Raw genomic sequence first — 26,634 nt, 5'->3', positions numbered from 1 at the left:
ACCGTTCCCTCACGGATCACCGACCGGCCTTTCGGCCCTGTTCCGGCCATATTATGTCCGGAAGAATTCCTAACGTGAGGGCCATGGAAAACATTCAGCCTTTCACCCTCCACATCGATGACACCGAACTCGAGGAGCTGCGTCAGCGTCTGCGCAGGACGCGCTGGCCCGACGAGCGCTCGGACGCCGGATGGTCCGACGGCTTGCCGTTGTCATACGCCCGGGACCTCACCGAGTACTGGATACGAGATTTCGACTGGAGGCGACAGGAATCTCGGATCAACGCCTTCCCGCAGTACACCACTCTCGTCGACGACCACAGTGTTCATTTCCATCACGTCCGCTCGACCCACCCCGGGGCCAAACCCCTGCTGCTGATCCACGGGTGGCCCACCGGCCCGACGGACTTTCTTGGGATGATTCCGCTGCTGACGGAACCGCGGAGCGGTGGACAGCCGTTCGACGTGGTCATCCCTACGATCCCGGGGTTCGGAGTCTCTGGACCCGTCGAGGGATGGACTCTTGTGCGGGCAGCCGATGCGTTCGCTCGCGTGATGGGCCGGCTGGGCTACGATCGCTACCTCGTGCACGGCTATGACACCGGGGCGGGGATTGCTCGGGAGCTGGGACTGCGGCACCCGGGCCATGTTGCCGGGATCCACACCACCGGGCTGCTCGGCGGCGAGAGTCTCACCGCGGAGACGGCCGACATGACGGACCCCGAAGAAGCCCGTGCAGTTGCCGATGGACTTCGCTACACCTACGACGTGGGTGCATACGCGATGCTCCAGTCGACCCGCCCACAGTCACTCGCGTATGCCCTGACCGACTCCCCTGTCGGCTTGATGTCGTGGCTGATCGAAAGGTACCGAGACTGGTCGGGGGCCCGCAGCGCGCCCGAGGAGGCACTCGCGCGCGACGAGATGCTGACAGTGGTCAGCATCTACTGGTTCTTCCGCACGGCCGGCTCCTCGGCCCGCTACTACAAGTACGGATTTCCCAGCTGGGCTGAACCTTTGGAGCCGTCCACGACCCCCACAGCCATCCTGGTCATGCCGGACGACATCGGACGCCCGGTCCGTCGGCTGGTTGAGCAGACCGATGCTCTCATCCACTGGACATATGCTGAGCGCGGAGGGCACTTCGCCGCGTGGGAGCAACCCGAACTCGTCGCCGAGGACATCCGGATCTCGATCGGATCCCTGACCTGAGCGATGAGCAGAAGTCACGATGCCATCCGCAGCGATACTGCGGTTCCCATCCATTCGCTCGCCGACGAGCAGCCGTCGGTGCCACCGCTGTCGTACTCCCGAGTGACCGACACTCACCGGCGGAGCACCTCAACCCAGCTGTTTGACGAGGACGACGAATTCGAGATCGTCGACCTTGGGCACCCCGAAGCGCTCGTCGCCGTAGGGGAAGGGCTCGGTCTCACCGGTGCGGACGTAGCCGCGGCGCTCGTAGTAGGCGATGAGTTCGCAGCGCTTGTTGATGACGCTCATCTGCAGCGCGGTCGCACCCCAGCGTTCGGCCACCCACGCCTCGGCGAGGTTGATGAGCGCGGACCCGACGCCCTGCCCCTGGCCGAGCGGGGACACCGCGAGCACGCCGAGGTAGGCGACGCCGTCGACGGGCTGCCGCAGGTAGACGCTGCCGACGGCCTGACCGTCGCGGGCGCGCACGAGGAGCATCGTCGAATCCGCCTCGGCGAGCATCTCCCTGGCCATCGCGGCGTCGAGGCGCTGGCCGCTGAGGAGATCGGCTTCGGACGTCCACCCCTGTTTCGAGGCCTCCCCACGGTAGGCGGAGGCGACGAGCGCGACGTAGTCGTCGATGTCGGCCTCGCCGAGGAATCCGACGGTGAATCCCGATTCGCTGAGGATGAGCTCGTAGCCATCGATGAGGGTGGCCGGGGTCTGCGAGGTCATGTGGGGACTGCTCCTTGCTGCGGCGGCGAGCGGGGAGCATCGCCGGGGTGTCGACTGCGCTTCCCAGGTTAGTCGGTAGGCTCGGGTTGAGGACACAGCGCCCTCCCCTCACCGCGGCCCACCCGCGGAGGGGTCCACCGCAGAGAGCAGGAGCAGCCATGGACGTCGACATCGACGGCGAGACCTACACCATCGCCCATGACCCCGACCAGTCGCGCTTCACCGTCACCCATGACGGCACGGTCATCGGCACCGCGGACTATGTCGACACCGATGCCACCGAGGCGGGGGTGCCCACCGTGCGGACCTTCACCCACACGATCGTCGACCCCGCGTACGGCGGGCGGGGCATCGCCGCGAAGCTCGTGCGGTTCGCCCTCGAATCCACCACCGAGGCGGACCTGCGGTTCCGCACGACGTGCTCGTACGTCATGGGCTTCCTCGAGAAGAACCACGAGTTCGACGCTTCGCTCGCGTAAGCTCGTTCAGCTCTCGTCGAGGCGACCTGACTCCGCGTTGCCCCGAGGTGCGGGGCGAGGAACTCCGCGGCCCGCACATCCTGCGGGCGCGCCGTCCCGCGCTCAGGCAACCGGTGACGCGACCGCCTCGGCGGGACGGCGCACCGGGACGAAGCGCAGCACATAGGCGACCCAGAGGGTGGCGGCGACGATGACCCCCATGAGGATCGTCCAGAACACCAGGGGCTCGGCGACGACGAGCCGGGGGATCTCCCGGGTGGGGATGATGACGGCGAACAGCCCTGCTGTGACCGCGCCCAGCCACGAGCCGATCATGTTGAACGCGTGGGTGCGGACATGGCCGCGGCGGATCATGATGACCCCGAGGGTCGTGGTGAAGAACGTGAAGATCGCCAGGGCGTGGAAGAACGTGAACCCGCCGGTGATCGAGTAGATGAACATCCCGCTCACGCACACGAAGTACATGAGGACGACCCACGAGCGGCCGATGGCCTTGTGGCGCTGATCCTTCGGTCGCCGCAGCACCTGCACCGGTGCGAGCAGGACGACACCCGTGGCGGCAATGGCATGGATGGCGATGAGCAGCGTGTCCATGGACTTAAGATAGTGCCGCTATCCAAAGTGTGGCAACGTGGATAGTGCCGGGGCTCTCAGCTATCCGAGGGCGTCGGCTGTCCGGGGCTCTGGTTCTCCGCGCCTCGACGGCCCGGGCCCGCAACTCGGGCCCGCAACTCGAGCATGACGGCTCAGGCGTGACGGCCCGGGAAGTTCCGGCCGTGGATATCGAAGGAGCGCGATGAAGCTGAGCGAACTCGCCCGACGCACCGAGGTGTCGCCGGCGAGCATCAAGTACTACCTCCGCCTCGGCGTGCTCAATCCCGGACTCAAGCGCAACGCGACGACGGCGACCTACACCGAGGCCCACGTCCACCGGCTCGCCCTGATCACGTGGCTGCGACGCGAGCTCGACCTCCCGCTGGCCGCGATCACCGACCTGACCTCGGCGATCGACGATGAGACGGTGAGCAACCTCGAACTCATGGGTCTCTGCCAGCGCACGGCCAACCACCCCGGCGTCGCGGACACCGTCGGAACCGACGCCGCTGACCCACCCGTCTCCGACACTCGATCAAGCTCCGAGCAGCCGCCTCGGGGAGACGCTGACGACAGCGACGCCGCTGTCCGCAGCGCTCTTGCCGCGCTCGACTGGCCGGACGTCTCCCCCACCTCGCGCACCGCCGTCGCCACGGCGCTGGCCGACCTCGCCGCTGCCGGATACACCGTCGATGCCGACACCGTGCTCCTCCACGCGCGGGCGCTCGAGGAGATCGCCCGGACCAATACGCTGCCGATCAGCGACGACCTGACCCGCGACGAGATCGCCCTGGCGGTCATCCGCGGCATCACCCTCCACAATCGCCTGCTCGTCTCGATGAGCGGACTCGTCCATGCGGCGATGTCCGCACAGGCGCGGAGGCAGGGCGGCTGACGCTCTCACTCTGCGAAATCCGCATCGATTCCACGGTGGGCGACCCGTACACTGAACGAGGCATCGGGCGCTCCCGTGCCCGGAAGTCTCGAGACAACAACCAAGGGAGGATCAGTCGTGGACATCACGCCGATCATCGACAAGCTCAACACCGGACTGTTCATCAACGGACAGTGGCGTGATGCCGAGGACGGAAAGACCATCGACGTCATCAATCCCGCGACCGGTGACGTCATCACCACCGTGGCCGACGGTTCGGCCGCTGACGCCGAGGCGGCCATCAAGGCAGCCGGCGACGCGCAGGCTGATTGGGCGGCCACCGCCCCGCGCGAGCGCGCCGAGATCCTGCGCCGCGCCTTCGAACTCCTCATCGAGCGCTCCGACGACATCGCCGCCGTCATGACCGCCGAGATGGGCAAGCCGTTCGCCGAGTCGAAGGGCGAAGTCGCCTACGGCGCGGAGTTCTTCCGCTGGTTCTCCGAGGAGGCTGTGCGCATCTCGGGTGACTTCACGCTCTCGACCGACGGCAAGAACCGTCTGATGATCTCGCGTGAGCCGGTCGGACCGTGCGTGCTCATCACGCCGTGGAACTTCCCGCTGGCCATGGGCACGCGCAAGATCGGTCCGGCGATCGCCGCCGGCTGCACGATGGTCTTCAAGCCCGCGAAGCTCACCCCGCTGACCTCGCTCATGCTCGTCGACGTCCTCAAGGAAGCCGGTCTGCCCGACGGCGTCCTCAACGTCGTCACCTCGGAGTCGGCGCGTCGCGTCGTCACCCCGTGGATGGAGTCCGGCATCGCCCGCAAGGTCACCTTCACCGGGTCGACCGAGGTCGGCATCGGTCTGCTCAAGCAGGCCGCCGACAATGTCATGAAGTCCTCGATGGAGCTCGGCGGCAACGCCCCGTTCGTCGTCCTCGAGGACGCCGATCTCGACAAGGCCGTCGAAGGCGCGGTGCTCGCGAAGATGCGCAACGGCGGCGAGGCCTGCACGGCCGCCAACCGCCTCTTCGTCCACTCCTCGATCGCCGATGAGTTCTCGACGAAGCTCGCCGAGCGCATCGGGTCGATGAAGGTCGGCAACGGCCTCGAGGACGGCACCGAGGTGGGCCCGCTTGTCGACCAGGAGTCCCTGGACAAGGTCGCCGCCCTCGTCGACGACGCCGTGTCGAATGGTGCCACGGTCATCTCCGGCGGTGCGAAGATCGACGGCCCCGGCTTCTTCTTCGATCCGACGGTCATCACGAACGTTCCGGAGAACGCGGAGATCCGCACGACGGAGATCTTCGGACCTGTCGCCCCGATCGTCACGTTCGACACCGACGAGCAGGCCGTGGCGCTGGCCAATGAGACCGAGTACGGCCTCGCCGGCTACCTGTTCAGCGAGAACATCAACCGTGCCCTGAGCATGGCCGAGAAGCTCGAGGTCGGCATGATCGGCCTCAACACCGGTCTCGTCTCGAACCCGGCCGCACCCTTCGGCGGCGTGAAGATGTCGGGTCTCGGTCGCGAGGGCGGCCGCGTCGGCATCGACGAGTACCTCGAGCTCAAGTACGTCGCCACTCCGCGTTCCTGAGCGCATCGCACCGTCCGGGGTCCCGTGACGGTGCGAAGGACCGTCACCGAGGCGGCCGGCACTTCCCGTGTCGGCCGCCTCTGTGATTTCGGCTGGGGTCGCCCTAGACTCGGTGACCGTGAGCACTGCGAGGAAGCCCGACGGTCAGACGAGGAGCGGATCGGCGCTCACCACCGCCACCAGCAGGCACGGCCCAGCACGATGATCCTCTCCAAGGACCGCGACCCGCGGCTCATCACGGTTCGTCGCGGCGGCACCCTCACCGACGACGACCATCGCCTCCTCGCCCTCTGGGCGGCCGACTGCGCTGAGCACGCCCTCCCGCTCTTCGAGGCGGCCGTCGTCGATGATCGGCGTCCGCGCGACGCGATCGCCGCCGCACGGGCATGGGCAAGCGGAGAGATGCCGATGATGACGGCACGCGCCCTCGGCGGTCACGCGATGGGGGCGGCCCGCCCGCTCACCGGCGCACCCCGATTCGCCGCCTACGCCGCCGGTCAGGCCGCCTGCGTGGGACACGTCGCCGAGCACGATCTCGGCGCGGCCGCCTATGCGATCAAGGCCGTCGCCGCGGCAGCCCCGAATGATCCGGCCGCCGGCAGCAAGGAGCGGGAATGGCAGCGCAGCCGACTGCCGGTCGCCGTCCGCGACCTCGTCCTCGAGGACCAGGAGCGCCGCAATGCCCTCTGCTGGGGCGTCTTCTCCGACTGACTCAGCCCCCAGCGCCAGGCGACCCCGCAAGCAACGGCGGTGCCGCCGCGGGGACCTGCCTGCCGTCAGGCCGAACACTGCTCCAGTTTCGCTTGACCGTTTCGAGCTTCGTCGACAGCCGAACGTCCGATATTCCCTCGAGCTTCCCGAGGTCCTCTGTGACGAACTCATAGAGTGCGGTCTCATTGGCGACATTGGCTTGGACCGCGACAGCGACTGCTCCGGCCGTCATTGACGCCGTCCGCACGTTCGGGTGCTGTCCGAGCACTGCAACGAGGTCAGCGACCGCAGAGGGTGCACAGCTGATCTGCGCAAAGACCTCAACCGGATACCCGAGAAGGCCAGGCTCGACGTCGATCCGCGGTCGCACGAGGCCGCTGCTCAACATCGTCTCAAGTGCACGGGCAGCGGTGACCCGGGTGATATCGAGTTCGTCGGCGATCTGGACGGCAGTGATACGACCGTTGGCGACGAGCTGATCGACGACTCCCAGCTCGGTGCGCCGAAGCTGTCCCTCCTGCTCACCGCTGCCGGCAGCATCCCACCGTCCTCCGAGGAGATCGATCTGCCCATCGCTGAGGATGCCCGGCACTGTCCAGTCAGCACTGCGCGAGGAGCTGGCGAGGATCCCGTGTGAGGAGATGCGCTCGACTCCCGGAATCTGCGGGATGACATCGAGCACGAGCTCGGAGATGTCACCGTCGGCCCGGGGATGGAGCAAGCACCTGATGTTCGCCTCACCCGTGACGATGTAGACCGATTGCGCCTCAGGCAGCTCGGCCAGCGCGGATGCCGCGTCGCGGATCTGCGCGGGAGCCACCTGCACCCAGAGCACACTGGGATGGCCGGATCCGCGGATCGACCAGCTCACGGACGCCGTGACACGGATGAGCGCGTCGTCGATGAGGCGAGACAGACGTCGACTCACCGTGCTCGGTGAGATCGTCAGCACGTCGGAAAGCGTGTTGAGCGACGCCCGGGGCGAATGCTGCAGGGCGGCGACGAGGGAGATGTCGAGAGCATCGAGTGGTTGCACTGAACCACTATATCCTTTGCCATGATCCAATACGGCATTGCCAAAAATGTTACACATCATGCACACTGTTCCTGTCAGATGAACATAATCACAATTCGGAGAATCGAATGTCCACACTTTCACCGGCGAGCGTGACGAAGGAGTCGCGGTTCTCGACGGGAGTTCTCAAGGTCCTCGAAACCGTCGATCGGATCGGCAATAAGCTTCCGCATCCATTCTGGATCTTCGTCGGACTTGCCGTCATCGTCGCCGTCCTCAGCGCAGTCCTCTCCGCCCTCGGGGTCACCGCAGAGAATCCGGCGGACGGTGAGACGCTCGCCGTGCAGAACCTGCTGTCCTTCGCCGGCGTGCAGATGATGCTCGGCGACGCCATCAGCAACTTCGTCACCTTCCCGCCTCTCGGCCTCATCATCGTCGTCGCACTCGGCGTGTCCATCGCCGATGCCTCCGGACTGCTGCAGGCGATGATGCGCGGAATGCTCGCTCGAGTCTCCCCGCGCTACGTCACCTTCACCATCGCCATCACCGCCATGGTCGCTCAGGTCGCCTCAGATGCGGCATTCGCCGTGATGATCCCCTTGGCGATGATCGCGTACCGCGCCGTTGGTCGCAGTCCCATCATCGGTGCGGTCGTCGCGTACGTGTCCGTGGGCGGCGCCAGCAGCATCGGCCTGCTCCCCACAGGCAGCGATGCCGTCTTCGCCGGAATCTCGACCGCAGCAGCGCAGACGATCGACCCCGGCTATTCGGTGAGCCCTCTCGCCAACTACTACTTCTCAGCCGCATCATCCCTCGTCCTCGCGGTCTCGATCACCGTCGTCGTCGAACTCGTCGTCTCCAAGCGGGTCGCTGCGATGGAGGCCGAGGAGCCCTCGGTCGATGCCGAACCGCTGCCGAACATGAAGCTCAACTCGTCCGAACGTCGCGGTCTCGTCACTGCCGGCATCGGTGCTCTGATCTTCTTCACACTTGTGGTCCTCGCAGTCCTCCCCTCAGGCTCGCCGCTGCGCGGCGAGAACGGTTCGGTCCTCGACTCTCCCCTCATGGACAATATGGCCGTCTTCATGATGCTCTTCTTCGCAACCGTCGGCATCTGCTACGGCGTCGCCGAAGGGTCGATCACCTCGGTGAGCCAGATTCCCGCGCTGATGGTTCCTGGCGTGCGCGAACTCGTGCCGGTGATGGTCCTCTTCTTCGCCGCAGCCCAGTTCCTTGCGTACTTCAAATGGACGAACATCGGAGCGATCCTGTCGATCAAGGGGGCCGGCCTGCTCGATTCACTCGGCGCATCCCCCATCCCCATCTTCATCGCCGCAGTCCTGCTCATCAGCTGCATGAACCTCGTCCTCACCAGCGGATCGGCGATGTACGCGTTCGTCGCTCCGGTTCTCGTTCCGATGCTCATGCTGCTCGACATCGCTCCGGAGACGACACAGGCTGTCTTCCGCATCGCCGATGCTCCGACGAACAGTCTCACCCCGATGAGTCCGTACTTCGTCATGGCACTGGGATTCCTGCGGACCCACCGACCCAAGGCAGGCATCGGGACGCTGATGTCACTGGTTCTGCCCATCGCAGTGGTCAATCTCTTCGTCTGGCTGGGGCTGTTCATCATCTGGTACCTGCTCGGTCTGCCTCTTGGACCGGGGGTGGGAGTCCAGTGACCGCATTCGCAGACCGCCTTCCTCTGCTGCGCGCCGAGGCAGCCGCCGAGCACGCCGCGACACTGACCGATCTGCAGCCCTTGGTCGAACGGGAGTCTCCGAGCTCTGACCTGCCGTCGCTGCGCGCCTTCGCCGATCAGCTTCTCGAATGGGTGAGTGAAGTGCTCGGCCCTCTCGGTCGCGCCGAACGTGTGGATCACTCTGAGCACGGTCCGACCCTCGTCATCGAGGTGCCCGGTTCGATTCCCGGCCGAGTGGTCGTCGTCGGCCACTACGACACCGTGTGGCCGCTCGGGACCCTCGATTCCATCCCGTTCTCCGTCGATGAGGGCATCGTGCGAGGGCCCGGAGTACTCGATATGAAAGCCGGCCTTGTCACAGGAGTCCGCGCGCTCAGATTCGCCCAACGACATGGCTTGCCGCATCCGACCGTCACCTTCGTCTTCAACGGGGATGAGGAGCTCGGCAGCCGAGCATCCCGACCGATCATCGAGCGCGAAGCGGCGGGAGCGCTAGCAGGCCTGGTTCTCGAGCCCGGCGTCGATTGGGACCTCAAAGTCGAACGCAAGGGGGTGGGTGTCTTCACGATCCGCGCGACCGGCGTCGAATCCCATTCGGGCAATGACCCAGCCGGCGGAGCCAGCGCCATCAATGCTCTTGCCGAGGTCATCCTCCAATTGAGTGCGGGTTCGGACTACGAAGCCGGCACAAGTCTCAATGTCGGTCTGATCCGCGGCGGCAGTGCGCGCAATGTCATCGCGGGATCTGCCGAAGCCGAGGTGGACGTGCGAGTGACGACGGCCGCCGAAGCCGAACGCATCGACGCGCTGCTCTCGTCGCTCATCATCACGGATGAGCGGGTGGCATTGAGCGTGGACGGTGGGTGGAACCGCCCGCCGATGACCGTCACCAGCGCCAGCACCGAACTCATCGCAGGCGTTCAGCACGCGGCGGAGAAGGTGCGATCACGGCTGGGTCTGCGCGCGGTCGGAGGAGGCAGCGACGCCAACTTCATCTCGGCGATGGGCATTCCTGTGCTCGATGGCCTTGGTGCCAGTGGCAACGGGCCACACGCGCGATCCGAACACGTCATCGAAGATGACATCGACGACCGGATTCTCCTCCTGACTGGGATCCTCACGACAGCGTTCACCCCCTCGGACCTGGACGTGGGAGATCTCGATCGCCGCTCTGACAGCGAGTCCGCGCGTCTCGCTGGTGTCAGGGCAGCGACCACCCCACCGCTCTGACATACCGCGACAGACGCGAACAGCCCCACCGATCGGTGGGGCTGTTCGTGCGTCGGCGCCGGTCGGTCAGCCGACTCGCTGCATCATCCTCGGCTCAGGCGCGGCGGCGGGCGAGCACGTCGTTGACGGCGTCGAGCGCCGGAGCCTTCGTGGCCCTGATCGCCTTGCGGCCGTGCTCGAGCGGGCTGTCATCCCGTGCGGAGTCGCTGAGCTCGTTGCGGTAGCCGAGCTCTTCGGCGAACTGCGCGGCGATGTCCTCGCGGCTGCGGGCCTCGGTCTCGTACGAACTCGCGTCCGCGGCCTTCGCCGCGGGCACAGTGTGCTCGGCTTCGGGGGCATCGACATAGCTCGGCACGGGCAGCGGCGTCGGCGACCATCCGCCGCGGGCCATGAGGCGCTGCTGGAACGGGTCGGTGACCGCCGGAGCCGCCTCCTTCGCCTGCGGGGCGCGTGCCGGTTCGGGAGCCGCCTCGGCGAGGTCATCGGCCACCCCGGTCGCGGTCACCGCATCGGACTCTGCAGACGTTCCGGTCGACGCGGAATCCGCCTTCGCTTCCTCCTGCTCGGCGGGAGCTGCGGTGGCCTCGTCGATGACGGGGATCGGTCCGGTGAGGAGGATCTGGCGGGTCGTGTGCCCCTCGGCGGCCTCGCTGCGGATGTGGACGATCGGGATCTCCCCGGTGACGGCTTCCTCACGGGCGTACTTCGCCGTGGCGCTGCGCTGCATGACCGCACGGGCGCGAGCGGCCTTCGCGGCAGCGGCCGGCGCGCTCGACTCGGCGGAATCCGAGACCGCCTGGGCGGGGGCTTCCGCGACCGCAATGGACTCGCCACCGCGAGCCGATGTCGTGCCGAGGCTGCGGAGCTGGCGCTTGATGTCGCGCTTGCGCAGATTGAGGGTCCGCACGATGAAGAGCGAGACGACCGCGAGGCCTGCGAACACTCCGATGAGAGCCGGGTGGACGACGGAGACGAGAGCGAGGACACCGGTGACGAGAATGCCGAGCACGGAGGCGAGGAAGACGAGCGCGAATCCGCGGACCATCGTTCCGGTCGACCGCAGGGATTCGCGCAGTCGGGCAGCACTCTCAGTCATCGCAGGGTCCTCTGTGTCTCGGGCGGTCGGTTCGGGTGTCGCAGGACCGGGCGCGGGCGTCTGTGCGCGCGCCGCGGTCGTCGCGGGCCGGTCAGCCTCTCCCCCGCGAGAGCGAGGCGGCTGGGTTCGGCCCGCGGAAGTCGGTGGCTGCGGACCTCGGGGCGTCTCGCCGAGGCGGCCCGTGCCACCGCTCACCGAGTTCGTCGGTCCCGACGCTGCCTGGTTGAAGACGGCGCGCACCGCGGGGTGCAGCGGACGGATGTCGGCGTCGTGCGCGGGAGCGTGCCCGGCGGCGACGAACGTCGACGCGGACTCGCCGACGGCGACGGGCAGCTGCCGGGGCTCTGCGCTCTGGTCGTCGGGCGCGACCACCTCGGGGCGGGACTCACCCTCTCCGTCGATGACGGCGAGTTCCGGGGTCTGCGCGGACAGCCGCAGGCTGGGAACCGTGTCGGCGGGGGTGTGACCGATGCGCGGCACGGATGGCTGGGCCGCCTCGGTGCGGAAGACGGTGACGCGTTCTGCCTGGTCACGGCAGGGATTCTGGGACTCGGCAGGGACCACCCGGGCATCATCGGGGACACGGTCGAGGTCGACGCGGGAGATCTCGGTGGCCGAGCGGCGGATCAGTGCGGGCACGACGACGACGAAGACCACGGCGATGGCGATGACGACGATGATGCTGGTGTCCACACTGCAAACCCTAGAGGTCACGATTGGACAACGTCGTGAACGAGAGTGGTGTGTCGGTCAATCCGCCAGGAAGTTCACACGATTCGGTTCAGGCCCTGCTCACACCGGGTCCGCCGTGGCCTCCGCCGGTGCCGTGTCGGAAGGCTGCGAGGATGCCGTGGGGGACGTCCTCGACGGTGAGCGCGAACGTCCGGTGATCGCTCCACCGCCCGTCGATGTGCATGTAGTTGCGCCGCAGGCCCTCGTCGCGGAAGCCGAGCTTCTCGACGACGCGCAGGCTCGCCGCGTTCTCCGGGCGGATGTTGATCTCGATGCGATGGAGGCCGAGGGAAAAGAGGCAGTGGTCGGTGGCCATCGCCACCGCGAGCGGGGTGATTCCGCGGCCGGCGACGCGGGAGTCGATCCAGTAGCCGATCTGCCCGCTGAGGATCGACCCCCACGTGATCCCGGAGACGGTGAGCTGCCCGCGGAACTCACCGGCGACCTCGATGGCGAAGGGGACGGACTGACCGCGCTTGGCCTGCTTGTCATACATCCGCACCATCGACCGGAAGCTCGGCGTCTCCTGGCCGGGCACCGGCAGCGTCGCATCCCAGGGGCGCAGCCAGTCGCGGTTGAAGGCGCGGACCTCACGCCATGCGGACTCGTCGCCGCGACGCAGGGGTCGCAGCGTCACCGCGGCCGTGGTGTCGCGCAGCTCGATCGGCCACACCGGGCCGTCACCGATCACCAGGGCCTCCGGGAGCCGCCGGATTCACCGCGACCTCTGCGGTCACAGCGACCACTGCGGTCACCGGGACCTGCAGGGTCACCGGGAGGCCGGCCCGCGGCGCGGCACGCTGTCGCATCGGTGGTCAGTCGAGATCCGCCACGTACTCTTTGAGCCAGCCCTTGAGGTCGTCGCCGAGATCGTCGCGCGAGCACGCGATCTGCACAACTGCCTTGAGGTAGTCGAGCTTGTCACCGGTGTCGTAGCGGTCACCGCTGAAGACGACGCCGTAGACGCCGTGGCTCGCGGGGTCCCCGGCCAGGGTCTGAAGGGCGTCGGTGAGCTGGATCTCGTTGCCACGGCCGGGCTCCGTCGTCTCGAGGACGTCGAAGATCTCCGGCGCGAGGACGTAGCGCCCGATGATCGCGAGGTTCGACGGCGCCTCCTCCCGGGCGGGCTTCTCGACGAGGCCGGTGATCTTGACGACCTCGTCGTCATCGGTCTGTTCGACGGCGGCGCAGCCGTAGAGGTGGATGAGCTCCGGCGGGACCTCCATGAGGGCGACGACGCTGCCGCCGGTCGATTCGGCGACGTCGATCATCTTCGGCAGGATCGGGCTGCGCTCGTCGATGAGGTCGTCACCGAGGAGGACGGCGAACGGCTCGTCGCCGACATGCTGGCGTCCCTTGAGCACGGCGTGGCCGAGTCCCTTGGGGTCGCCCTGGCGCACGTAGTGGATGTCGGCGAGCTCCGAGGAGTGGCGAACGGCGGCGAGCTTCTTGTCGTCGCCCTTCTTCGCCAGCGCGGCTTCGAGTCCGTCGACCCGGTCGAAGTGGTCCTCGAGGGGCCGCTTGTTGCGTCCGGTGATCATGAGGACGTCCTCGAGGCCGGCGGACACGGCTTCTTCGACGACGTACTGGATCGCCGGCTTGTCGACGACGGGCAGCATCTCCTTGGGGGTGGCCTTGGTGGCGGGGAGGAATCGAGTTCCGAGGCCGGCGACGGGGATGACGGCCTTGCGAACTGTGCTGTGGGATTGATCGCTCATGACGTTCATCTTAACCAGTCCTCACCCACCGGTTACGCTGAAGGGCGTGGATCCTGAGACATCGAAGGCGCGTCTGCGCGCGCTCGTGCGGGCGCGCCGGGCCGAGCGAGCAGAGCTGTCCCGCGCGTCGTCCCGGCCGGATGAGCCGACGATCGCAGCGGCCCTCACCGAGGCGGTCGCCCGCATGTGGCCCGGTGATGACCTCACCGGGCGCACCGTCGTCGCCTATGCGGGCCTGCCCGGCGAACCCGATCTCGATCCGGCGCTCGATGACCTGTTGCGCCGAGGGGCGCGCGTCGTCCTGCCCATCGTCACCCGCCTCGGTGAGCCACTGCGGTTCGGTGAGGTGAGCGCAGCGATGAGCACGCTGCGGCCGCAGGGCCGCTGGGGGATCCGGGAACCGGCCGCCCAGTGGAGCGCCACCGCTCTCCTCGCCGAGGCGGTCCCCGACCTCATCCTCGTCCCCGCCCTCGGATTCGGGCCCGGCGGAGCCCGCCTCGGCAACGGCGGAGGATTCTACGACCGGACGTTCGGGCCGTTCGGGGAAGCGCCCCTCGACCACGGGCAGAGCCCCCGTACCGCACGGGGCCCGCGGGTCGTCGGCGTCTGCTTCGCCGACGAGACGGATCTGCCCGGGCTCACCGTCGAACCGTGGGATCTGCGCATCGGCGAGATCCTCACCGAGGACGGACTGGAGTGGCTCTCCGCGGAGAAATAAACGCCCACTTATACGTGTTGACCTGTGGACAGCCCGTGCGCACCGCGGCGCGACACCGCCGATGCCCGGCCCCGTGGACTATAATCCTTACGTCGAAGAAAGGTTCCGAATGCCCGTCTATTCCTACGCATGCAAGAGCTGCGGTCACAAGTTCGATATCCACCAGGACTTCAGCGATGACTCGCTCACGATCTGCCCCGAATGCCAGGGACAGCTGAAGAAGGTCTTCGGCACCGTGGGAATCAGCTTCAAGGGCTCGGGATTCTACGCCACCGACTCCCGCAACAGCTCCTCGAGCTCGCTCTCCCCCTCGCACAAGGATTCCTCGGCAGGCGGCTCCTCCGACTCCTCGAAGACCGCGTCGTCGACAGCAGGCTCCTCGACGTCCGATTCGACTTCTGCGAAGAAGGTGGGCGCGAGCTCCTCGTCGGGTACCTGATCCCGCCCACTCGCGTGCAGTCCCCTGGGGACGCCGCCATCACTCATGTTCAACTCCCCTGTGGATGCCCACCGCGCATCCACAGGGGAGTCGTCGTCTGTTGACCTCACCGATGCCGCAGGCGCATCGTGGCCACCATGACGCTCATCGAACGCATCAGGCGGCGACTGCCCTCGCCGGCAGCCGGGACGAGGGTTCGGCCGCGCCGACTCCTCGCGGCCGCCTGCATCGCCGGTGCGTGCGCACTGCTCGCCTGGCTCCTCACTCCGGCACAGGGTGACACCCCGGTCGTTGTGGCCGCCGCGGACCTCGCGCCGGGGACTCAGCTCACCGCCGCCGATCTCACTCTCGTCGACTATCCCCGCGACTTCGTCCCGAGCAAGGCGTTCTCCTCGATCGAAAAGGCCGTGGACAAACGGACCTCGGCCGGCGTGTCCGAAGGGTCCCCGCTCACCGCCTCGGCGGTGCTCGACCAACAGGCGCTGCCGGCGGGGAGCACCGATCTCATCATGCCCATCCGCCTCGCCGATGATGAGTCCGCGGGCCTGCTGCAACCGGGGCAGCGCATCCGCCTCTTCAGCTCACTCCCCGAGGGCGGATCGGAGGTCGTCGTCGAGGAGGTGACGATCGCGCGCCTCATCCGGAAGGAGAACGGCATCGCCGCGGAATCAGGCCAACTTGTCTCCGTAATACTGTCGCCCGACGACGCCGGACGGATAGCGGAATTCGCCGGTCTGCCGATCAGCTTTGCAATCCTCCCTCAGTGAATCGCGATTCTTCCGGCCGCGAACGCCTTTGTTGCACCGGTCACATTCATCGCCGACACCGGGATGTCGCGATTTGTTCGCATGTCTGCGCTGTTGGGATTCCTTGCTGGTGTGTACTACGTAACCGTCATTGAAAGATTAGAGTTGCATTAATGCTCACACCACTGAAAGGGTGCCGCTAATGCTTAAGGGTTTCAGAGACTTCATTCTCCAGGGGAATGTCGTCGAGTTGGCAACTGCCGTTATCATCGGCAGCGCCTTCACTGCGATCGTCACGGCGTTCTCCGACAAGATCATCAACCCGCTCATTGCGGCGGTCGGCGGCGCTGAGGGACCAGCGCTCGCGTTCCGCATCAAGCCGAACGTGCCGGAGACGACCATCGACATCGGTGCGGTCATCACTGCGGCGATCAACTTCCTCATCGTTGCCGCCATCGTGTACTTCATCATCATCGTCCCGATGAACAAGCTCAATGAGCTGCGCAAGCGCGGTGTGCCCGAGTCCGAGGTGCCCCCGACCGCTGAGGACCTGCTCGGCGACATCCGCGATCTGCTGCGCAACCAGGCTGCGGCCAACGCCGGACCTGCCGGTGGCGCCCAGGGCCAGGGCGGCGGATACATCGACCCGAACGAGCCTCCGCGCCACTGATTCCCCGACGTGGTCACGAAGGGCCGTCTCCCCTGCCGGGAGGCGGCCCTTCGTCATGTCCGCGGTGAGGGTCAGCGCCGTCACCAGTGCGGGGGCTTCTGCGACCGGTAGTGCTCGGCGCTGAAGCCCTCATTGCCGGATTCGGCTTCGTTGCGCAGGGTCGCGCGATACTTCCGCAGCGCCCTCTCCAGGCGCTCTTTCCTCACGGCATCCTCGTCTGAGGTCGGGCGATCGTCGGCTGGGGTGGGGCGGTCTTCGGCTGGAGTGGGGCTGTTCTCGGTTGCGTGACCCTCGGCTGAGCCCTCCCCGGCCCCGCGCTTCCCGTCCGACGCGGCAGAGCGATCCGCAGAACCCGAATCCTCACTCGCCTCCGTGGCTGGGTCGTTCGCGGGTGTCGAGGAGTCGTCAGGACTGCTCATCGGGGCGGTCTCGCTCACCGCTGCGGGAGTCTGCTTCCGCGTCCTCCGCCGAGGCGGTCGTCGACTCAGCGTCCGACCTGGGCTCAGCAGTGACATCCGACCCCGAGTCGGCAGGGGCATCCGCCTCGGCGTCGATGAGTCCGGCATCGCGCAGCGACTCGGCGCGGATCTGCCCGGTGTCGAAGCTCGGGATGACCTCGCCTTCCTCGGGACCGCGCGCATCAGCGGTCGGGATGAACACCTCGGCGCCGGTGACCTTCTTCGCCTGCGCATGGCGCTGACGGTAGCGGTCGACCGCCGCCTGCAGCTGCGTCTCCCCGCGGGGGCTGTTGCCCTTCTGCGCAAGCGCGGTCCGCAGGAGTTCCTTGATCTCCCCGTCGCCGCGCACCACCGCATCCGACTGGATCCAGTCGATCATCGCGTCGAGACCCTCATCGGAGTACTTGTGCATCGGCAGCCCGGGAACGAGCTTCGGACGGCTGCCCGTGCGCCCGACGACGACGGACGCGGCCCGGGCGGCATTGAGCACGGCCTGCGGGCTCATCGTCTCGACCGTCGCCTTCCATGCGTCGAAGACCTTCTCCGTCTCGGCCTGCGGATCGACGAAGGCATCCGTCGACCACACCCGCATGAACTTCCACCCGCGGCGCTCGAGCTGTTCGGGCACGACCCGATCGCGCTGGCGGAGGCTGCGGATCGAGGCGTAGTCGGGGCCGTCGCCGGAGACGGCGATGATCATCCCGTGCTCGTCCTCGGCGGAGTTCGCGACCGCGAGATCGATGCCGTTGTAGTGTTCGTGGGCGACGACGCCGAGCTGGAGGAGGCGATCGGCGATGTCGTTGAACAGCGGATCGTAGATCTCCCCGTGCGGACCCGGCTGACGGACACCGCCGGCGGCGATCTCCTCGAACAGCTTCGGCAGCAGGGTCGCTCCCCCGGTGAGCTTCGCTTCGTCGAAGTCGTCGGACTCGATGCTCGAGACCACGGTGAGGCGCTTGCGGGCCCGGGTGACGACGGCGGCGAGGATCCGATCGCCGTCGGGACCCGAGAGCGGACCGAAGTCCGGGATGACCCGGCCGTGCACGGTGCGTCCGTAGCCGAGGGAGAAGATCACCGCATCCCGGGACATGCCCTGCACGCGTTCGGCGTCGGTGACGACGAACGGCTCCTTGCCGGGGTCGTTGAAGAACGCCGCGACGTAGGGCAGGTCCTTCATCGCCCGGGAGATCGCCGTGGCGATCCGCTGCGCGTGGTGGGGTGTGAGCGCGACGACGGCGAGGGACTCCCGCGACCGCGTGCGAGCGTGCTTGAGCACGAGTTCGACGACGCGCTTGACCTCGGCATCGGGGCTCTCGACGCGACCGGTGCCGATGTCGGTGGGGCCGCGCCCCTCGGAGACATAGGAGAATTCGAGGCCGGTGCCCTCCCCGGTGTGCGCAGTCGGCAGCGTCGAGATCGTCGAATCGTAGAAGTGGCGATTCGCGAGATCGATGAGGCCGACGGGAGAGAGCCGGTAGGAGTTCGAGAGGTTCATCCGCGGCAGGAACTCGCCGAGGCGGTCCTGCACCGAGTCCGGATGGTCCCCGTCATCGGCGCCCCACCGGTCGACGGCGATCGAGAACGACCGGGGCCCGAGCAGACGCGAGTCGCCGAGCGAGATGACCTGACGGGCGCGCGTGATGCCGGGCACGACATCGGCGACCGAGAGCCGACCGCCGTCGGCGATGACGACGGCGTCGAAGAGCGGAAGGGCGGCGAAGAGCTCCGGCACGGTGTAGGGGCTGGCCATCCACACCGGGGCGAGCGTCGTGAGGAGGTCCGGGGCCTTCGTCGACATCCGCTGCACCGAGGTGTGCGGTGAGAGCAGCTCCTGCTTGATGACGCCGGCGGCGATCGGGTCGGCGTCGATCGCGCGCTTCCACGCCTGGGCATGGTTGAACCGCAGGCGTCCGGCACCGGCGGCGACGAAGGCGCGATCATTGTCGCGGAAGCCTTCGGCGACACGGTGGAGAGCGGCCCCGTCATGGCGGCCGATCTGCGGATCCTCGCTCGCCATCGTCTGCAGCACCGACGCCCAGTAGGCGAGGTCGAACTCCGGACCGACGAGGTGGTTCTCGACCTTCCGGCGGCGCAGGTCGGTCATGAGGTCGGACATGCCCTCGGCGCTGAGCTCGCGTTGGAGTCGGGAGCGTTCGGGCAGGTCGGCAAGGTTCTCGGAATCTCCGCCCATCGCCTCGGCGCGGGCCTGCAGCTCCTCGATGAGCATGCCGCCGAGGTCGCCGCCGTCGGGGGTGGTCTCGAGGACCGGGGCGAGCTTCGCGACGTCGGCTTCGACGCCCTGGAGGATCTCATCGGCTTCGAGGACGCCGCGCGGGATCTGCGGACGTCCGTCATGGCCTGCGAGGTCGCGGAGGATGACCCGCTGGGCGCGGACGTCGATGAGGGCCGCGTGGAGGTCGGGCACCTCGGCGCCGGGACGGAGGAACTCCTGTGCGGACTTCTTCAGGCGCTTGCGCTGGAGCATGCCCATCTCGATGCCGCGCTCGCTCCGGTACTCCGAGGATCCGGTGGCGGCGATGAGGTCGTCGAGCCGGTGGTCGTAGACGTCGGGGGCGAACCGGTCGAGTGTCGTGCGGACCCGGAGGAGGACCTTGATCGCCCGCGACCAGTCGTCGAGGTTGCGCCGCGGGTTGAGCTTGGCCTTCGCGAGCACGGGTTCGACGGCGGCGACGAGGTCGGGCAGGGTGCGGCCGAGGCGTTCGGCGACGGTGCGCGCGGCTTCGGCTTCGTCGACGGATTTGAGGTCGGCGCCGAACCACACGGTGTCCTCGACGTCGAGGGTGAAGGCGCCGAGGGAGGCGAGTTCGCCGAGTTTGCCGCGCAGCGCCGTGCGCCGGTCGTCGCTGGCTTCGAGGATGTCGTCACCGAACCGCACTCCGGTCTGCGGCGAGTCATCGCCCGAGGTGAGCTCCGCGAGATGCTGCATCGTCTCGTAGACGGAGACGTCCCACGGCGCGCGCCGACGGTGGAGGGAGGCGACATGGTCGCTCAGTGTCGCACGCTGCTCGTTGAGCTCGCCGAGCAGACCCGCGAGGTCGGGGCGCTCGGCCCGCTCAGCCGAGCCGATGAGCCCGATGAGCTGACGTTTGATGTGGTCGGCGCCCTCACGGGTGTCGACGGCGAAGTCACTGAGTCCGACCTCGCCGAGGCGGGCGGAGAAATCGTCGAGCGCATCGGAGGTCTGGGCGAGGAAGAGGACGCTCTTGCCCGTGTGCGCGAGTGTCGTGGCAACCGCGACGGCGACCTGGGTCGCGCCGGTGCCCGGCGGAGTGTCGACGACGACGGACCGTCCCGAGACTGCGGCGTCGACGACGGCCTGCTGGTCACCGTCGACGTCGATGACGAGGAACTCCTCCTGCGGCTTGCGATCGGGCAGGGGCGTGACCGGTTCCTGGAGCGCCGCGGGCACGAACTCCTCGCCCGCCGGCATCCCCGTATCGGACGCACGCGATGCCAAGCCGGGCCGTGCCGTCGAACCGGCTGGTGCCGAACCGGCGGCTGGCGTCGAGCCGGCCTGCGCAGCAGAACCGACGGCGCGTGGCGCGGAGCCGGCGGCCTGCGTGGCGGCGCCGGTCGAGTCCGCCGAGCTGATCGGCACGGTCGGCTCGCCGGTGTCGTCCCCAGCCTCGGAGGCTTTGTCGGCCCCGGCACTGGCGCCGGGCGCGGCTGTGCCTGTCGCGGCTGCATCGGACCGGTCCGTCGCGGTGTCCGCGCCCGTCGCAGCGTCCGTGCCAGTCGCGGTCTTCTTGGGAGTTCCGGTCGTCTCAGCCGGCGTCGCGGCGCTGCCGGAGGTGTCCGAGTCTGCGGTCGTCGAGTCCGCAGTTGTCGAATCCGCGGTCGTCGACCCTGAGGTCGTTGCGGCACCGGATGCCCGGTCACCGGTGGTCGTGTCGGCGGCAGCGCGGTCGTCGGCCGCACGATCACTGCGCGCGGCGCTGTCGTCTTCGCCGCTCGCCGACGTCGGTGCACCGTCCGCGACGGACGTCTCGCCAGCGGTCGCTGTCGACTCAGTCGCGCCCGCTTCGTCTGCGGCCGTGATGTCGGAGCTCGGCTTCTGGCCTGTGTCCTGGTTGCGAGCACCCGGCTTGTCTGCGTCCTGCTTGCCAGTGCCCGGCTTGCCGGCGCCGGCGTCGGCGCCGGTGGACGATGCTGCGTCGTCGCCGTCAGACTTTCCCGCGGTCGTGCGCGATGCGGAGGCAACACCCTCTTCGGTGTTCGCTGCCGTTGTCGCGTCAGCGTTCGTCACCGTTGTCGAGTCGGTCCCCGTCGCCGGGCTCGCGTCGGAAGGAGCCGGTCCTGTGGTCGGTGACTTCTCGTCGGCGTGATCAGCGGTCGCCGAGGAAACTGCCGCCGCGGAAGCAGCACTAGTCGCCGCAGCGCCCGTGGCATCGTCGCCGGTGGCAGACGCATCGACGCTGCCTGGCGCGGCCGTGGATGCGGCGGACGTCGCGCCACTCGTGTCCTGTCCGGACGGTGCCGCCGATCGCGGTGTCCGGCACGGCACGGTGACGCCCCCGCCGAACTGTCCGCGCACCTCGGCGTCGCCGGCGAGTGCCCGCAGGATCGGATGCTGAGTGGGCAGGTAATCGCCGGTGAAGGAACTCGCGATGTTCGCGAACGTCGAGACGATGAAGCGGTGGTTGATCCGCAGACCGGGCACCGACTGGGCAAGTTCGCCGAGGCGGTCGAGTGCGGGCCCCGGATCGAAGCCGTGCGGTCCCCCGGTGGCGTCGACCCAGTCGTCGACAGGCACGTCGAGGTCGTACACCTCGGCGAGGTGCCGGACGAGGGCCGGGTTGATCGTGATCTCATTGCCGAGGACGATCTCGTAGTCCTCGACACGGGAGCCCCGCGGCACGAGCGTGATGTGGCGCAGCACGACGGGGGCGTTGAACTTGTATTTGGAGTCCTTCTCCGTCCACGAAGCGAAGCCGATCGCGAGGTGGGCGGTGCGGATGCCGCGTTCGTTGTCGAGCTGCTCGGCCTTCGAGCGGATCGACCGGGCACGACGGCGGGCGTCGGCGAGGATCTCGTGGTCGCGGATCAGGCTCGACAGGCGCGTGGGGCGACCGGCGAGCAGCTGAGCGAGGCCCGACGGGTGGGCTCCCGAGAGGTCGATGCTGCCGTCGCGAGAGTCCCGGAAATGAAGCATGGTGTCGCGACCGCCGAGGTGGGCGGCCTGCTGCTTCCACTCGGCGAACGCGCCCCCGAGCTCTGGGTACTGATCGTCAACAACGGAATCTGGCACAGTTCGACCCTAACGAGAAACTTCCCATAACACGTGCTGGCGCACCGTGAATCATCGAGGTTTCTTCTACGCTACACTGGGTGATCGTGGTTGACGACAGCCACACGGCCCCCGTAGCTCAGGGGATAGAGCACCGCTCTCCTAAAGCGGGTGTCGGCAGTTCGAATCTGCCCGGGGGCGCCTTCACGCCGCTTCTCAGCAGGGCCGCCTCACGTCAGGGCGAGCAGTCCGAGTCCAGCCAGCACCGACCCGATCATCACGGCAAGCCCCATTGCCAGGGTTGCCTTCCATCCCATCGCCTTGCCGACCATGACCATCGACGGAATGCTCAGCGCCGGCAGTGCGATGAGCAGCGCCCCGGTCGTCCCCGCCCCGATCCCCGCGGCCAGCAGCGTGATGATGATGGGGATCTCACCGCCGGTCGGAATGACGAGCAGCGTACCGACGCACGCAGCGACGATGATGGCGAGCGCTCCCAGCTGACTCTCGAGGCCGTAGAGCCCGGTCAGCCACGGTGCGACAAGCCCGATGACGAAGACGAGGGCGAGATGTTCGGGGATGAGGATGAGCGCGAACCGCGACAGCGAGCGCAGATAGCGCAGCGGCATCGATGAGAGTCGGACGGGCTCGCTCACGGACGGTGTCGGAACGTCCTTGACCCGACCGGCCAGCCACGTGCCGATGAGGGCACTGGCCCCGACGGAGATGAGGAGTCCGATGCCGACGCGCGTGCCCACGTACTGCCACGGCAGGACGAGACCGAGGAAGATGAGCACGGCCGGGTTGAGGAGCGGATTGCCGACCCAGTAGGCCAGGGCGGCACTGCGGGTGACACCGCTGACCCGCAGACCCGCCGCCACCGGCGCCGCGCAGCAGGTGCACATCATGCTCGGCAGCGACAGCGTCGCACCGACAAGCGACTGGGTCGCGGTGTGCCGCCGGTTCATCACCCGCAGCAGCCAGTCGCGCGGCACGAGCGCATCGATCGCCGCAGCGACGAGGAGTGCGACGACGAGCGCCTTCCACACCGCGAGGAAGTACGCGAGCGTGAAGTCCCAGGCTCCCGTCAGTGACATCGCGTCCCCGGCGACGGCGAACAGCGAGCTGCCGTCCCACACCGACGTCTCGCTCAGCGTCCATGCCCGGTCCCAGTACGGCAGCCATTTCGACCAGGTGAGGCCGCCGATGAGGAGGACGACGAGGAATCCCAGACCGATCCAGTCCGCGGCACCGAGGCGACGGCGCCGCCCGGTCGGGGTCGGCGCCGTCTGTGCGGGAGCATCCACCGCGTCAGAGACTCGGCTCGGGGATCTCTCCCTCTTCCCGACGCTTGTCCGCGTCACGGGAGACCCGCACGACCATCGTCGGGCACTGCGAGTACGGCAGCACCGACTGCGAGGTCGACCCGAGCAGCAGGCCGGCGAACCCGCCGCGCCCGCGGGACCCGATGACGAGGACCTCTGCGGTGTCGGAGGCGCGCACGAGCACCTCGGCGGGCTGCCCGTCGAAGAGGGTCCACGTGACGTCGAGGTCGGGGAACTCGTCCTTGATCCGCTGCTTGGCGACGACGAGCTTGTCGGCGCCTTCGTTGATGAGGCGTTCGAGGTCGGCGGTGCTCGGCAGCCATTCGGGACCGATGACGGTCGTCGTGATGACCGCGACGATGTGCAGCGGCGACCCGCGCCGCACGGCAAGCCGCGCCGCCTTCCACAGGGCCGGCGACTCGGCCCCGAGCGAATCGACGCCGACGACGACCTTGCCGTCGAAGCGCAGGCCCTCGATCGCCTCGGCGTCGGGGTCCGTCTCCTCGATCTCTCCGCGGTCCTGGCGGATCGGGCGTGACGACGTCGGATGGGCGGCCTTGTCCGTCTCGGCCTGCCATGCCGCCGGAACGACGACCGTCGGGCAGGCGGAGTGCGCGGGCAGTGCGCTCGAGACGGTGCCGAGCAGACGACCGGCGAACCCGCCGCGACCGCGCGACCCGACGACGGTCAGTCCCCCGGTCTTCGACTCCTCGATGAGCACCCCGGCGGCATCGCCGATCTCGATGACGGCTTCGACGGGGACTCCGGCGGCCTTGACTTCCGCCGCTGCCTCCTTGAGCGTGTTCGTCACCGACTGGCGGATCGCCGAGTCGTCGATCGGCACATACGACACGTCGATCGCCGCGGCGGCGACACTGGGGATCGTGTAGGCCCCGACGAGCCGAATCGGCTTGCCGAGCGACCGTGCTTCCTGGATCGCCCAGTTGAGCGCGTTCCTGCTCGGCGGGGATCCGTCGATGCCGACGATCACCGCGTCGGACTCACCGACCTGCGGCGATCCGGCACCCTGGGTGCGGTCCTGCTCTGACATCGCACGCTCCTTATGTCGCAGCGAACTTCTCACAATCAACACTAGAGCACATTGCGTCGAACACTGCCGTCTATGTCACATCGTTATCCGCTGGCGATCACAGTGCGGACATCATCGTCACCGGTCAGACCCGTTGTCGAGTCATCGGCGGGGGTGCCGGCGGTGCGGTCGGCCAGCGGCGGACGCCGGTGACTGCACCGAGCCCAAGCGACCACGTCAGCGGTCAGGCCGCATGACCCATGTCGAGGAACGGACGCCACTGCTCGACGGGCTTGTCGATGCCGCGCATCCAGAACTGACCGACTCGGGGCTCCTTGGGGCGGAAGCTCAGCTTCCACCCGATCTCGCCGAGGGTGCGGTCGCCCTTGCGGTTGTTGCAGTCCCGGCAGCAGGCGACGAGGTTCTCCCACGTGTTGCCGCCGCCGCGCGAGCGCGGCATGACATGGTCGACCGTGCTCGCCGGCCGGGTGCAGTAGGCGCAGCGGTGGTTGTCGCGGCGGAGCACCCCGCGGCGGGAGAGCGAGACCCGACGGTCCCGCGGTGGTCTGACGTACCGGGTGAGCAGGATGACCGAGGGCTGGTCGAGGCTCACGTGCTGCGATCTCACCGGAGCGTCCTCCGCTGCGAGCACTGTCGCTTTGCCCGTGAGCACCAGCACGACAGCTCTGGTGAACGGCACGACCGACAGCGGTTCGTATCCGGCATTGAGCACGAGAGTCTTCATATCTCGCCCCTCATCGTCATGTGCGGAGGTGTCCCACTGCTCCGGTCGCTCAGGCTCGCTCGCTGCCGCACCGGCGGCGCACCTGTCCCAGGGAACACAAAAGGCGTCGTGCACCAGCACAACGCCTTGGAAACGGACATAGACACAGATATATACTCCGCGCCAGCACCTGGAGCGGCTATCCGGAATATTCGACTATGCCCCATCCGATTTCCCATCGCTTACGGAACTCAATCTTCTCAAGAGTAACGCCGATTGCCGCTGTGATCGAATTCATACCGTCCGCGTCATGAATTCTTCCCTCGTCGTTCACTTCGCACGGTTCTCCACGCCGATCTCGGACGGCCGCCGGTGCCCGCGCACGGCCCGGGAGGCCTGCCTGTCGCACCGCGCCGGGATGCAGAAACTCCCCGCCTCACTCGAGGACCGTCGAGTGAAGCGGGGAGTTTCCGGCGAATCGAATCAGAGAACGCGAATGAACTTCGCGCCGCCGTCGATCATCCAGTCGATGCTGCGGTAGCTGGTGTCGACACGCGGGTTGCCGGCGTCGTACATCATGCCGTTGCCGGCGTAGATGCCGATGTGTCCCGGCTTCCAGATGAGGTCGCCCGGCTGAGCTTCGGACTTCGACACGGTCGTGCCTGCGCTGCCCTGGGCACCCGAGGTGCGGGGCAGGTTGACGCCGACCTTGCCGTAGACGTAGGAGGTGTAGCCCGAGCAGTCCCAACCGCTGGGCGAGGTGCCGCCGGAGACGTAGGGGGTGCCGACGTACTGCTTGGCGATGGCGAGGACCTGCTGGGCCTTCGAGCCATCGGGCATCTTGAAGTCGGAACCGGAGTCCTTCGAGTCGCCCTTGTCGCTGTCGGACTTGGACGAGGACTTCTTGTCCGAGGACGAGGAGGAGTCGGACGAGCTGGAGCTCGCGCTCGAAGCCGGCTTCGGCTCGGGCTTCGGCTCCGGCTTGGGAGCGGGCTTCGCGGTGACGGTCTGGACGTCGGCGCTGAAGGAGGAGCCTTCGGCCTTCTTGTCCTTGTCGTCGGTGTTGCCCTTGGCAACGACCGTGGCGGCCTGGTTCTGGAATTCGGCGACCTCAGTGGTCTGCGATTCGGCGGAGACAGCGACGCTGTCGTCTCCGGCCTGACCGGCTGCCGGGAGAACGGCTGCGGTGAGAAGGCCACCGCTGGCAGCGACGACGGCTGCGCGACGTCCGAAGACGGCGGAGTTGGCATTCAGGAGTTCGGTCAGTTCGGTCAGCGGGGTCTTGACCTTGGTCTCTGCGGCGCGGCGGCCATGGTGCTTAGTTGCCACGTTTTCCTCTCGTCACCTATCGGATTCCTCCGACCGCCACTCTCGGTCCTGGTGTGTGTCACAGCGGGCGTGGCGTGCGGCTCCCGGCGTGAAGTCGCCTGCTTGCGCGGGCGACCTCCACAACTGTAACCAATCGGTGATCAATTGTCACGTTTCTGTCACGACCAGGGTGGGGAAACCCCGCGGTTAACCCTAAATGACCAGGTGAGAGGCTTGAATGAGATTCATGTCTCCGTAACATTCGCTGTTACAGACACCGGCCCGGGGAG

At 67.6% G+C, this 26,634-nt stretch carries 23 protein-coding genes and 1 tRNA gene; 12 read left to right on the top strand and 12 right to left on the bottom strand.

Annotated features, from left to right (window positions below; all coding sequences use genetic code 11):
- Positions 1 to 53: 53 nt before the first annotated feature.
- A complete protein-coding gene (locus tag ABD154_RS01000) occupies positions 54 to 1,211 on the top strand; it encodes an epoxide hydrolase family protein (protein WP_344249442.1) in 1,158 nt (385 codons plus the stop codon).
- A gap of 129 nt (positions 1,212 to 1,340) precedes the next feature.
- On the opposite strand, the gene ABD154_RS00995 is transcribed toward ABD154_RS01000, so the two are convergent.
- Positions 1,341 to 1,928: a GNAT family N-acetyltransferase gene (locus tag ABD154_RS00995; RefSeq protein ID WP_211978831.1), complete on the bottom strand. Its 588-nt coding sequence runs from the start codon at positions 1,926 to 1,928 to the stop codon at positions 1,341 to 1,343.
- A 158-nt stretch (positions 1,929 to 2,086) separates the two neighbouring features.
- Between ABD154_RS00995 and ABD154_RS00990 the strand changes: the two genes are divergently transcribed.
- A complete protein-coding gene (locus ABD154_RS00990) occupies positions 2,087 to 2,407 on the top strand; it encodes a GNAT family N-acetyltransferase (protein ID WP_211978830.1) in 321 nt (106 codons plus the stop codon).
- A 102-nt stretch (positions 2,408 to 2,509) separates the two neighbouring features.
- On the opposite strand, the gene ABD154_RS00985 is transcribed toward ABD154_RS00990, so the two are convergent.
- Positions 2,510 to 3,001 (bottom strand): DUF2306 domain-containing protein, encoded by a 492-nt coding sequence (locus ABD154_RS00985; protein WP_211978829.1) that lies wholly within the window; start codon positions 2,999 to 3,001, stop codon positions 2,510 to 2,512.
- A gap of 202 nt (positions 3,002 to 3,203) precedes the next feature.
- Here ABD154_RS00985 and ABD154_RS00980 point away from each other — a divergent pair, with 202 nt between their 5' ends.
- The 3 genes from ABD154_RS00980 to ABD154_RS00970 all read left to right on the top strand — a co-directional run bounded on the left by ABD154_RS00980 (position 3,204) and on the right by ABD154_RS00970 (position 6,182).
- A complete protein-coding gene (locus ABD154_RS00980) occupies positions 3,204 to 3,896 on the top strand; it encodes a MerR family transcriptional regulator (protein ID WP_211978828.1) in 693 nt (230 codons plus the stop codon).
- 117 nt (positions 3,897 to 4,013) lie between these two features.
- Positions 4,014 to 5,471 carry an NAD-dependent succinate-semialdehyde dehydrogenase gene (locus tag ABD154_RS00975; RefSeq protein ID WP_198499543.1) on the top strand — a complete coding sequence of 486 codons (1,458 nt, stop codon included), beginning with the start codon at positions 4,014 to 4,016 and terminating at the stop codon, positions 5,469 to 5,471.
- 201 nt (positions 5,472 to 5,672) lie between these two features.
- Positions 5,673 to 6,182: a putative immunity protein gene (locus tag ABD154_RS00970; protein ID WP_211978827.1), complete on the top strand. Its 510-nt coding sequence runs from the start codon at positions 5,673 to 5,675 to the stop codon at positions 6,180 to 6,182.
- A 1-nt stretch (position 6,183) separates the two neighbouring features.
- On the opposite strand, the gene ABD154_RS00965 is transcribed toward ABD154_RS00970, so the two are convergent.
- Entirely contained in the window at positions 6,184 to 7,335 is a 1,152-nt protein-coding gene (locus ABD154_RS00965) for an Lrp/AsnC family transcriptional regulator (RefSeq protein WP_344249436.1), read from the bottom strand.
- Here ABD154_RS00965 and ABD154_RS00960 point away from each other — a divergent pair.
- Together ABD154_RS00960 and ABD154_RS00955 are read left to right on the top strand one after the other, a co-directional pair.
- Positions 7,326 to 8,882, top strand: coding sequence for an AbgT family transporter (locus ABD154_RS00960; protein WP_211978825.1), 1,557 nt, complete (start codon positions 7,326 to 7,328; stop codon positions 8,880 to 8,882). The genes ABD154_RS00965 and ABD154_RS00960 overlap by 10 nt on opposite strands.
- An 80-nt stretch (positions 8,883 to 8,962) precedes the next feature.
- Complete coding sequence (locus tag ABD154_RS00955; protein ID WP_249121017.1) at positions 8,963 to 10,132, top strand: M20 family metallopeptidase; 1,170 nt, start codon at positions 8,963 to 8,965, stop codon at positions 10,130 to 10,132.
- Positions 10,133 to 10,226: 94 nt separating this feature from the next.
- Here ABD154_RS00955 and ABD154_RS00950 read toward each other — a convergent pair whose 3' ends face one another.
- The 3 genes from ABD154_RS00950 to galU form a co-directional block, all read right to left on the bottom strand.
- The gene (locus tag ABD154_RS00950) at positions 10,227 to 11,921 is read right to left on the bottom strand and encodes a hypothetical protein (RefSeq protein WP_211978823.1); all 1,695 of its coding nucleotides are present in this window, start codon (positions 11,919 to 11,921) and stop codon (positions 10,227 to 10,229) included.
- 88 nt (positions 11,922 to 12,009) lie between these two features.
- Complete coding sequence (locus ABD154_RS00945; protein ID WP_211978822.1) at positions 12,010 to 12,651, bottom strand: GNAT family N-acetyltransferase; 642 nt, start codon at positions 12,649 to 12,651, stop codon at positions 12,010 to 12,012.
- A gap of 124 nt (positions 12,652 to 12,775) precedes the next feature.
- On the bottom strand, positions 12,776 to 13,678 hold the full coding sequence (gene galU, locus ABD154_RS00940) for a UTP--glucose-1-phosphate uridylyltransferase GalU (protein ID WP_211978821.1): 903 nt from the start codon (positions 13,676 to 13,678) through the stop codon (positions 12,776 to 12,778).
- Positions 13,679 to 13,724: 46 nt separating this feature from the next.
- Here galU and ABD154_RS00935 point away from each other — a divergent pair, with 46 nt between their 5' ends.
- From ABD154_RS00935 to mscL, 4 genes are all read left to right on the top strand, one after another.
- Positions 13,725 to 14,396, top strand: coding sequence for a 5-formyltetrahydrofolate cyclo-ligase (locus ABD154_RS00935; RefSeq protein WP_249121016.1), 672 nt, complete (start codon positions 13,725 to 13,727; stop codon positions 14,394 to 14,396).
- A gap of 109 nt (positions 14,397 to 14,505) precedes the next feature.
- Positions 14,506 to 14,835 (top strand): FmdB family zinc ribbon protein, encoded by a 330-nt coding sequence (locus ABD154_RS00930; RefSeq protein ID WP_211978819.1) that lies wholly within the window; start codon positions 14,506 to 14,508, stop codon positions 14,833 to 14,835.
- 137 nt (positions 14,836 to 14,972) lie between these two features.
- Positions 14,973 to 15,602, top strand: a complete 630-nt coding sequence (locus ABD154_RS00925; protein ID WP_211978818.1) for an SAF domain-containing protein — start codon at positions 14,973 to 14,975, stop codon at positions 15,600 to 15,602.
- A 181-nt stretch (positions 15,603 to 15,783) separates the two neighbouring features.
- Positions 15,784 to 16,251, top strand: coding sequence for a large conductance mechanosensitive channel protein MscL (gene mscL / locus ABD154_RS00920; protein ID WP_137824384.1), 468 nt, complete (start codon positions 15,784 to 15,786; stop codon positions 16,249 to 16,251).
- An 80-nt stretch (positions 16,252 to 16,331) separates the two neighbouring features.
- Here mscL and ABD154_RS00915 read toward each other — a convergent pair whose 3' ends face one another.
- Both ABD154_RS00915 and ABD154_RS00910 read right to left on the bottom strand, forming a co-directional pair.
- Positions 16,332 to 16,457, bottom strand: a complete 126-nt coding sequence (locus ABD154_RS00915) for a hypothetical protein (RefSeq protein WP_269780025.1) — start codon at positions 16,455 to 16,457, stop codon at positions 16,332 to 16,334.
- A 199-nt stretch (positions 16,458 to 16,656) separates the two neighbouring features.
- The gene (locus ABD154_RS00910; RefSeq protein WP_211978817.1) at positions 16,657 to 21,978 is read right to left on the bottom strand and encodes a DUF4011 domain-containing protein; all 5,322 of its coding nucleotides are present in this window, start codon (positions 21,976 to 21,978) and stop codon (positions 16,657 to 16,659) included.
- A 107-nt stretch (positions 21,979 to 22,085) separates the two neighbouring features.
- Between ABD154_RS00910 and ABD154_RS00905 the strand changes: the two genes are divergently transcribed.
- Positions 22,086 to 22,158: transfer RNA gene (locus ABD154_RS00905), tRNA-Arg, on the top strand.
- A gap of 29 nt (positions 22,159 to 22,187) precedes the next feature.
- On the opposite strand, the gene ABD154_RS00900 is transcribed toward ABD154_RS00905, so the two are convergent.
- From ABD154_RS00900 to ABD154_RS00885, 4 genes are all read right to left on the bottom strand, one after another.
- On the bottom strand, positions 22,188 to 23,264 hold the full coding sequence (locus ABD154_RS00900) for a permease (protein WP_344249425.1): 1,077 nt from the start codon (positions 23,262 to 23,264) through the stop codon (positions 22,188 to 22,190).
- Between the two features lie 4 nt (positions 23,265 to 23,268).
- Positions 23,269 to 24,333, bottom strand: a complete 1,065-nt coding sequence (locus tag ABD154_RS00895; RefSeq protein ID WP_344249423.1) for a universal stress protein — start codon at positions 24,331 to 24,333, stop codon at positions 23,269 to 23,271.
- A gap of 223 nt (positions 24,334 to 24,556) precedes the next feature.
- Positions 24,557 to 25,057 carry an HNH endonuclease gene (locus ABD154_RS00890; RefSeq protein ID WP_137824388.1) on the bottom strand — a complete coding sequence of 167 codons (501 nt, stop codon included), beginning with the start codon at positions 25,055 to 25,057 and terminating at the stop codon, positions 24,557 to 24,559.
- Between the two features lie 462 nt (positions 25,058 to 25,519).
- Complete coding sequence (locus ABD154_RS00885; protein ID WP_198499554.1) at positions 25,520 to 26,365, bottom strand: C40 family peptidase; 846 nt, start codon at positions 26,363 to 26,365, stop codon at positions 25,520 to 25,522.
- Positions 26,366 to 26,634 lie beyond the last annotated feature (269 nt).

Source organism: Brevibacterium sanguinis, from assembly GCF_039528855.1.
Taxonomy (GTDB): Bacteria; Actinomycetota; Actinomycetes; order Actinomycetales; family Brevibacteriaceae; genus Brevibacterium; species Brevibacterium sanguinis.
Note: the sequence above shows the minus strand (reverse complement) of the source record. Positions and strands in the feature narration are given on the sequence as shown.

What these genes read in the sequence shown, in the direction of transcription:
- ABD154_RS00890 (WP_137824388.1), bottom strand. Translation starts at nt 25,057, where the DNA reads ATGAAGACTCTCGTGCTCAATGCCGGATACGAACCGCTGTCGGTCGTG.
- galU (WP_211978821.1), bottom strand. Translation starts at nt 13,678, where the DNA reads ATGAGCGATCAATCCCACAGCACAGTTCGCAAGGCCGTCATCCCCGTC.
- ABD154_RS00990 (WP_211978830.1), top strand. Translation starts at nt 2,087, where the DNA reads ATGGACGTCGACATCGACGGCGAGACCTACACCATCGCCCATGACCCC.
- ABD154_RS00895 (WP_344249423.1), bottom strand. Translation starts at nt 24,333, where the DNA reads ATGTCAGAGCAGGACCGCACCCAGGGTGCCGGATCGCCGCAGGTCGGT.
- ABD154_RS00985 (WP_211978829.1), bottom strand. Translation starts at nt 3,001, where the DNA reads ATGGACACGCTGCTCATCGCCATCCATGCCATTGCCGCCACGGGTGTC.
- ABD154_RS00925 (WP_211978818.1), top strand. Translation starts at nt 14,973, where the DNA reads ATGACGCTCATCGAACGCATCAGGCGGCGACTGCCCTCGCCGGCAGCC.
- mscL (WP_137824384.1), top strand. Translation starts at nt 15,784, where the DNA reads ATGCTTAAGGGTTTCAGAGACTTCATTCTCCAGGGGAATGTCGTCGAG.
- ABD154_RS00960 (WP_211978825.1), top strand. Translation starts at nt 7,326, where the DNA reads ATGTCCACACTTTCACCGGCGAGCGTGACGAAGGAGTCGCGGTTCTCG.
- ABD154_RS00970 (WP_211978827.1), top strand. Translation starts at nt 5,673, where the DNA reads ATGATCCTCTCCAAGGACCGCGACCCGCGGCTCATCACGGTTCGTCGC.
- ABD154_RS00930 (WP_211978819.1), top strand. Translation starts at nt 14,506, where the DNA reads ATGCCCGTCTATTCCTACGCATGCAAGAGCTGCGGTCACAAGTTCGAT.
- ABD154_RS00980 (WP_211978828.1), top strand. Translation starts at nt 3,204, where the DNA reads ATGAAGCTGAGCGAACTCGCCCGACGCACCGAGGTGTCGCCGGCGAGC.
- ABD154_RS01000 (WP_344249442.1), top strand. Translation starts at nt 54, where the DNA reads ATGTCCGGAAGAATTCCTAACGTGAGGGCCATGGAAAACATTCAGCCT.
- ABD154_RS00995 (WP_211978831.1), bottom strand. Translation starts at nt 1,928, where the DNA reads ATGACCTCGCAGACCCCGGCCACCCTCATCGATGGCTACGAGCTCATC.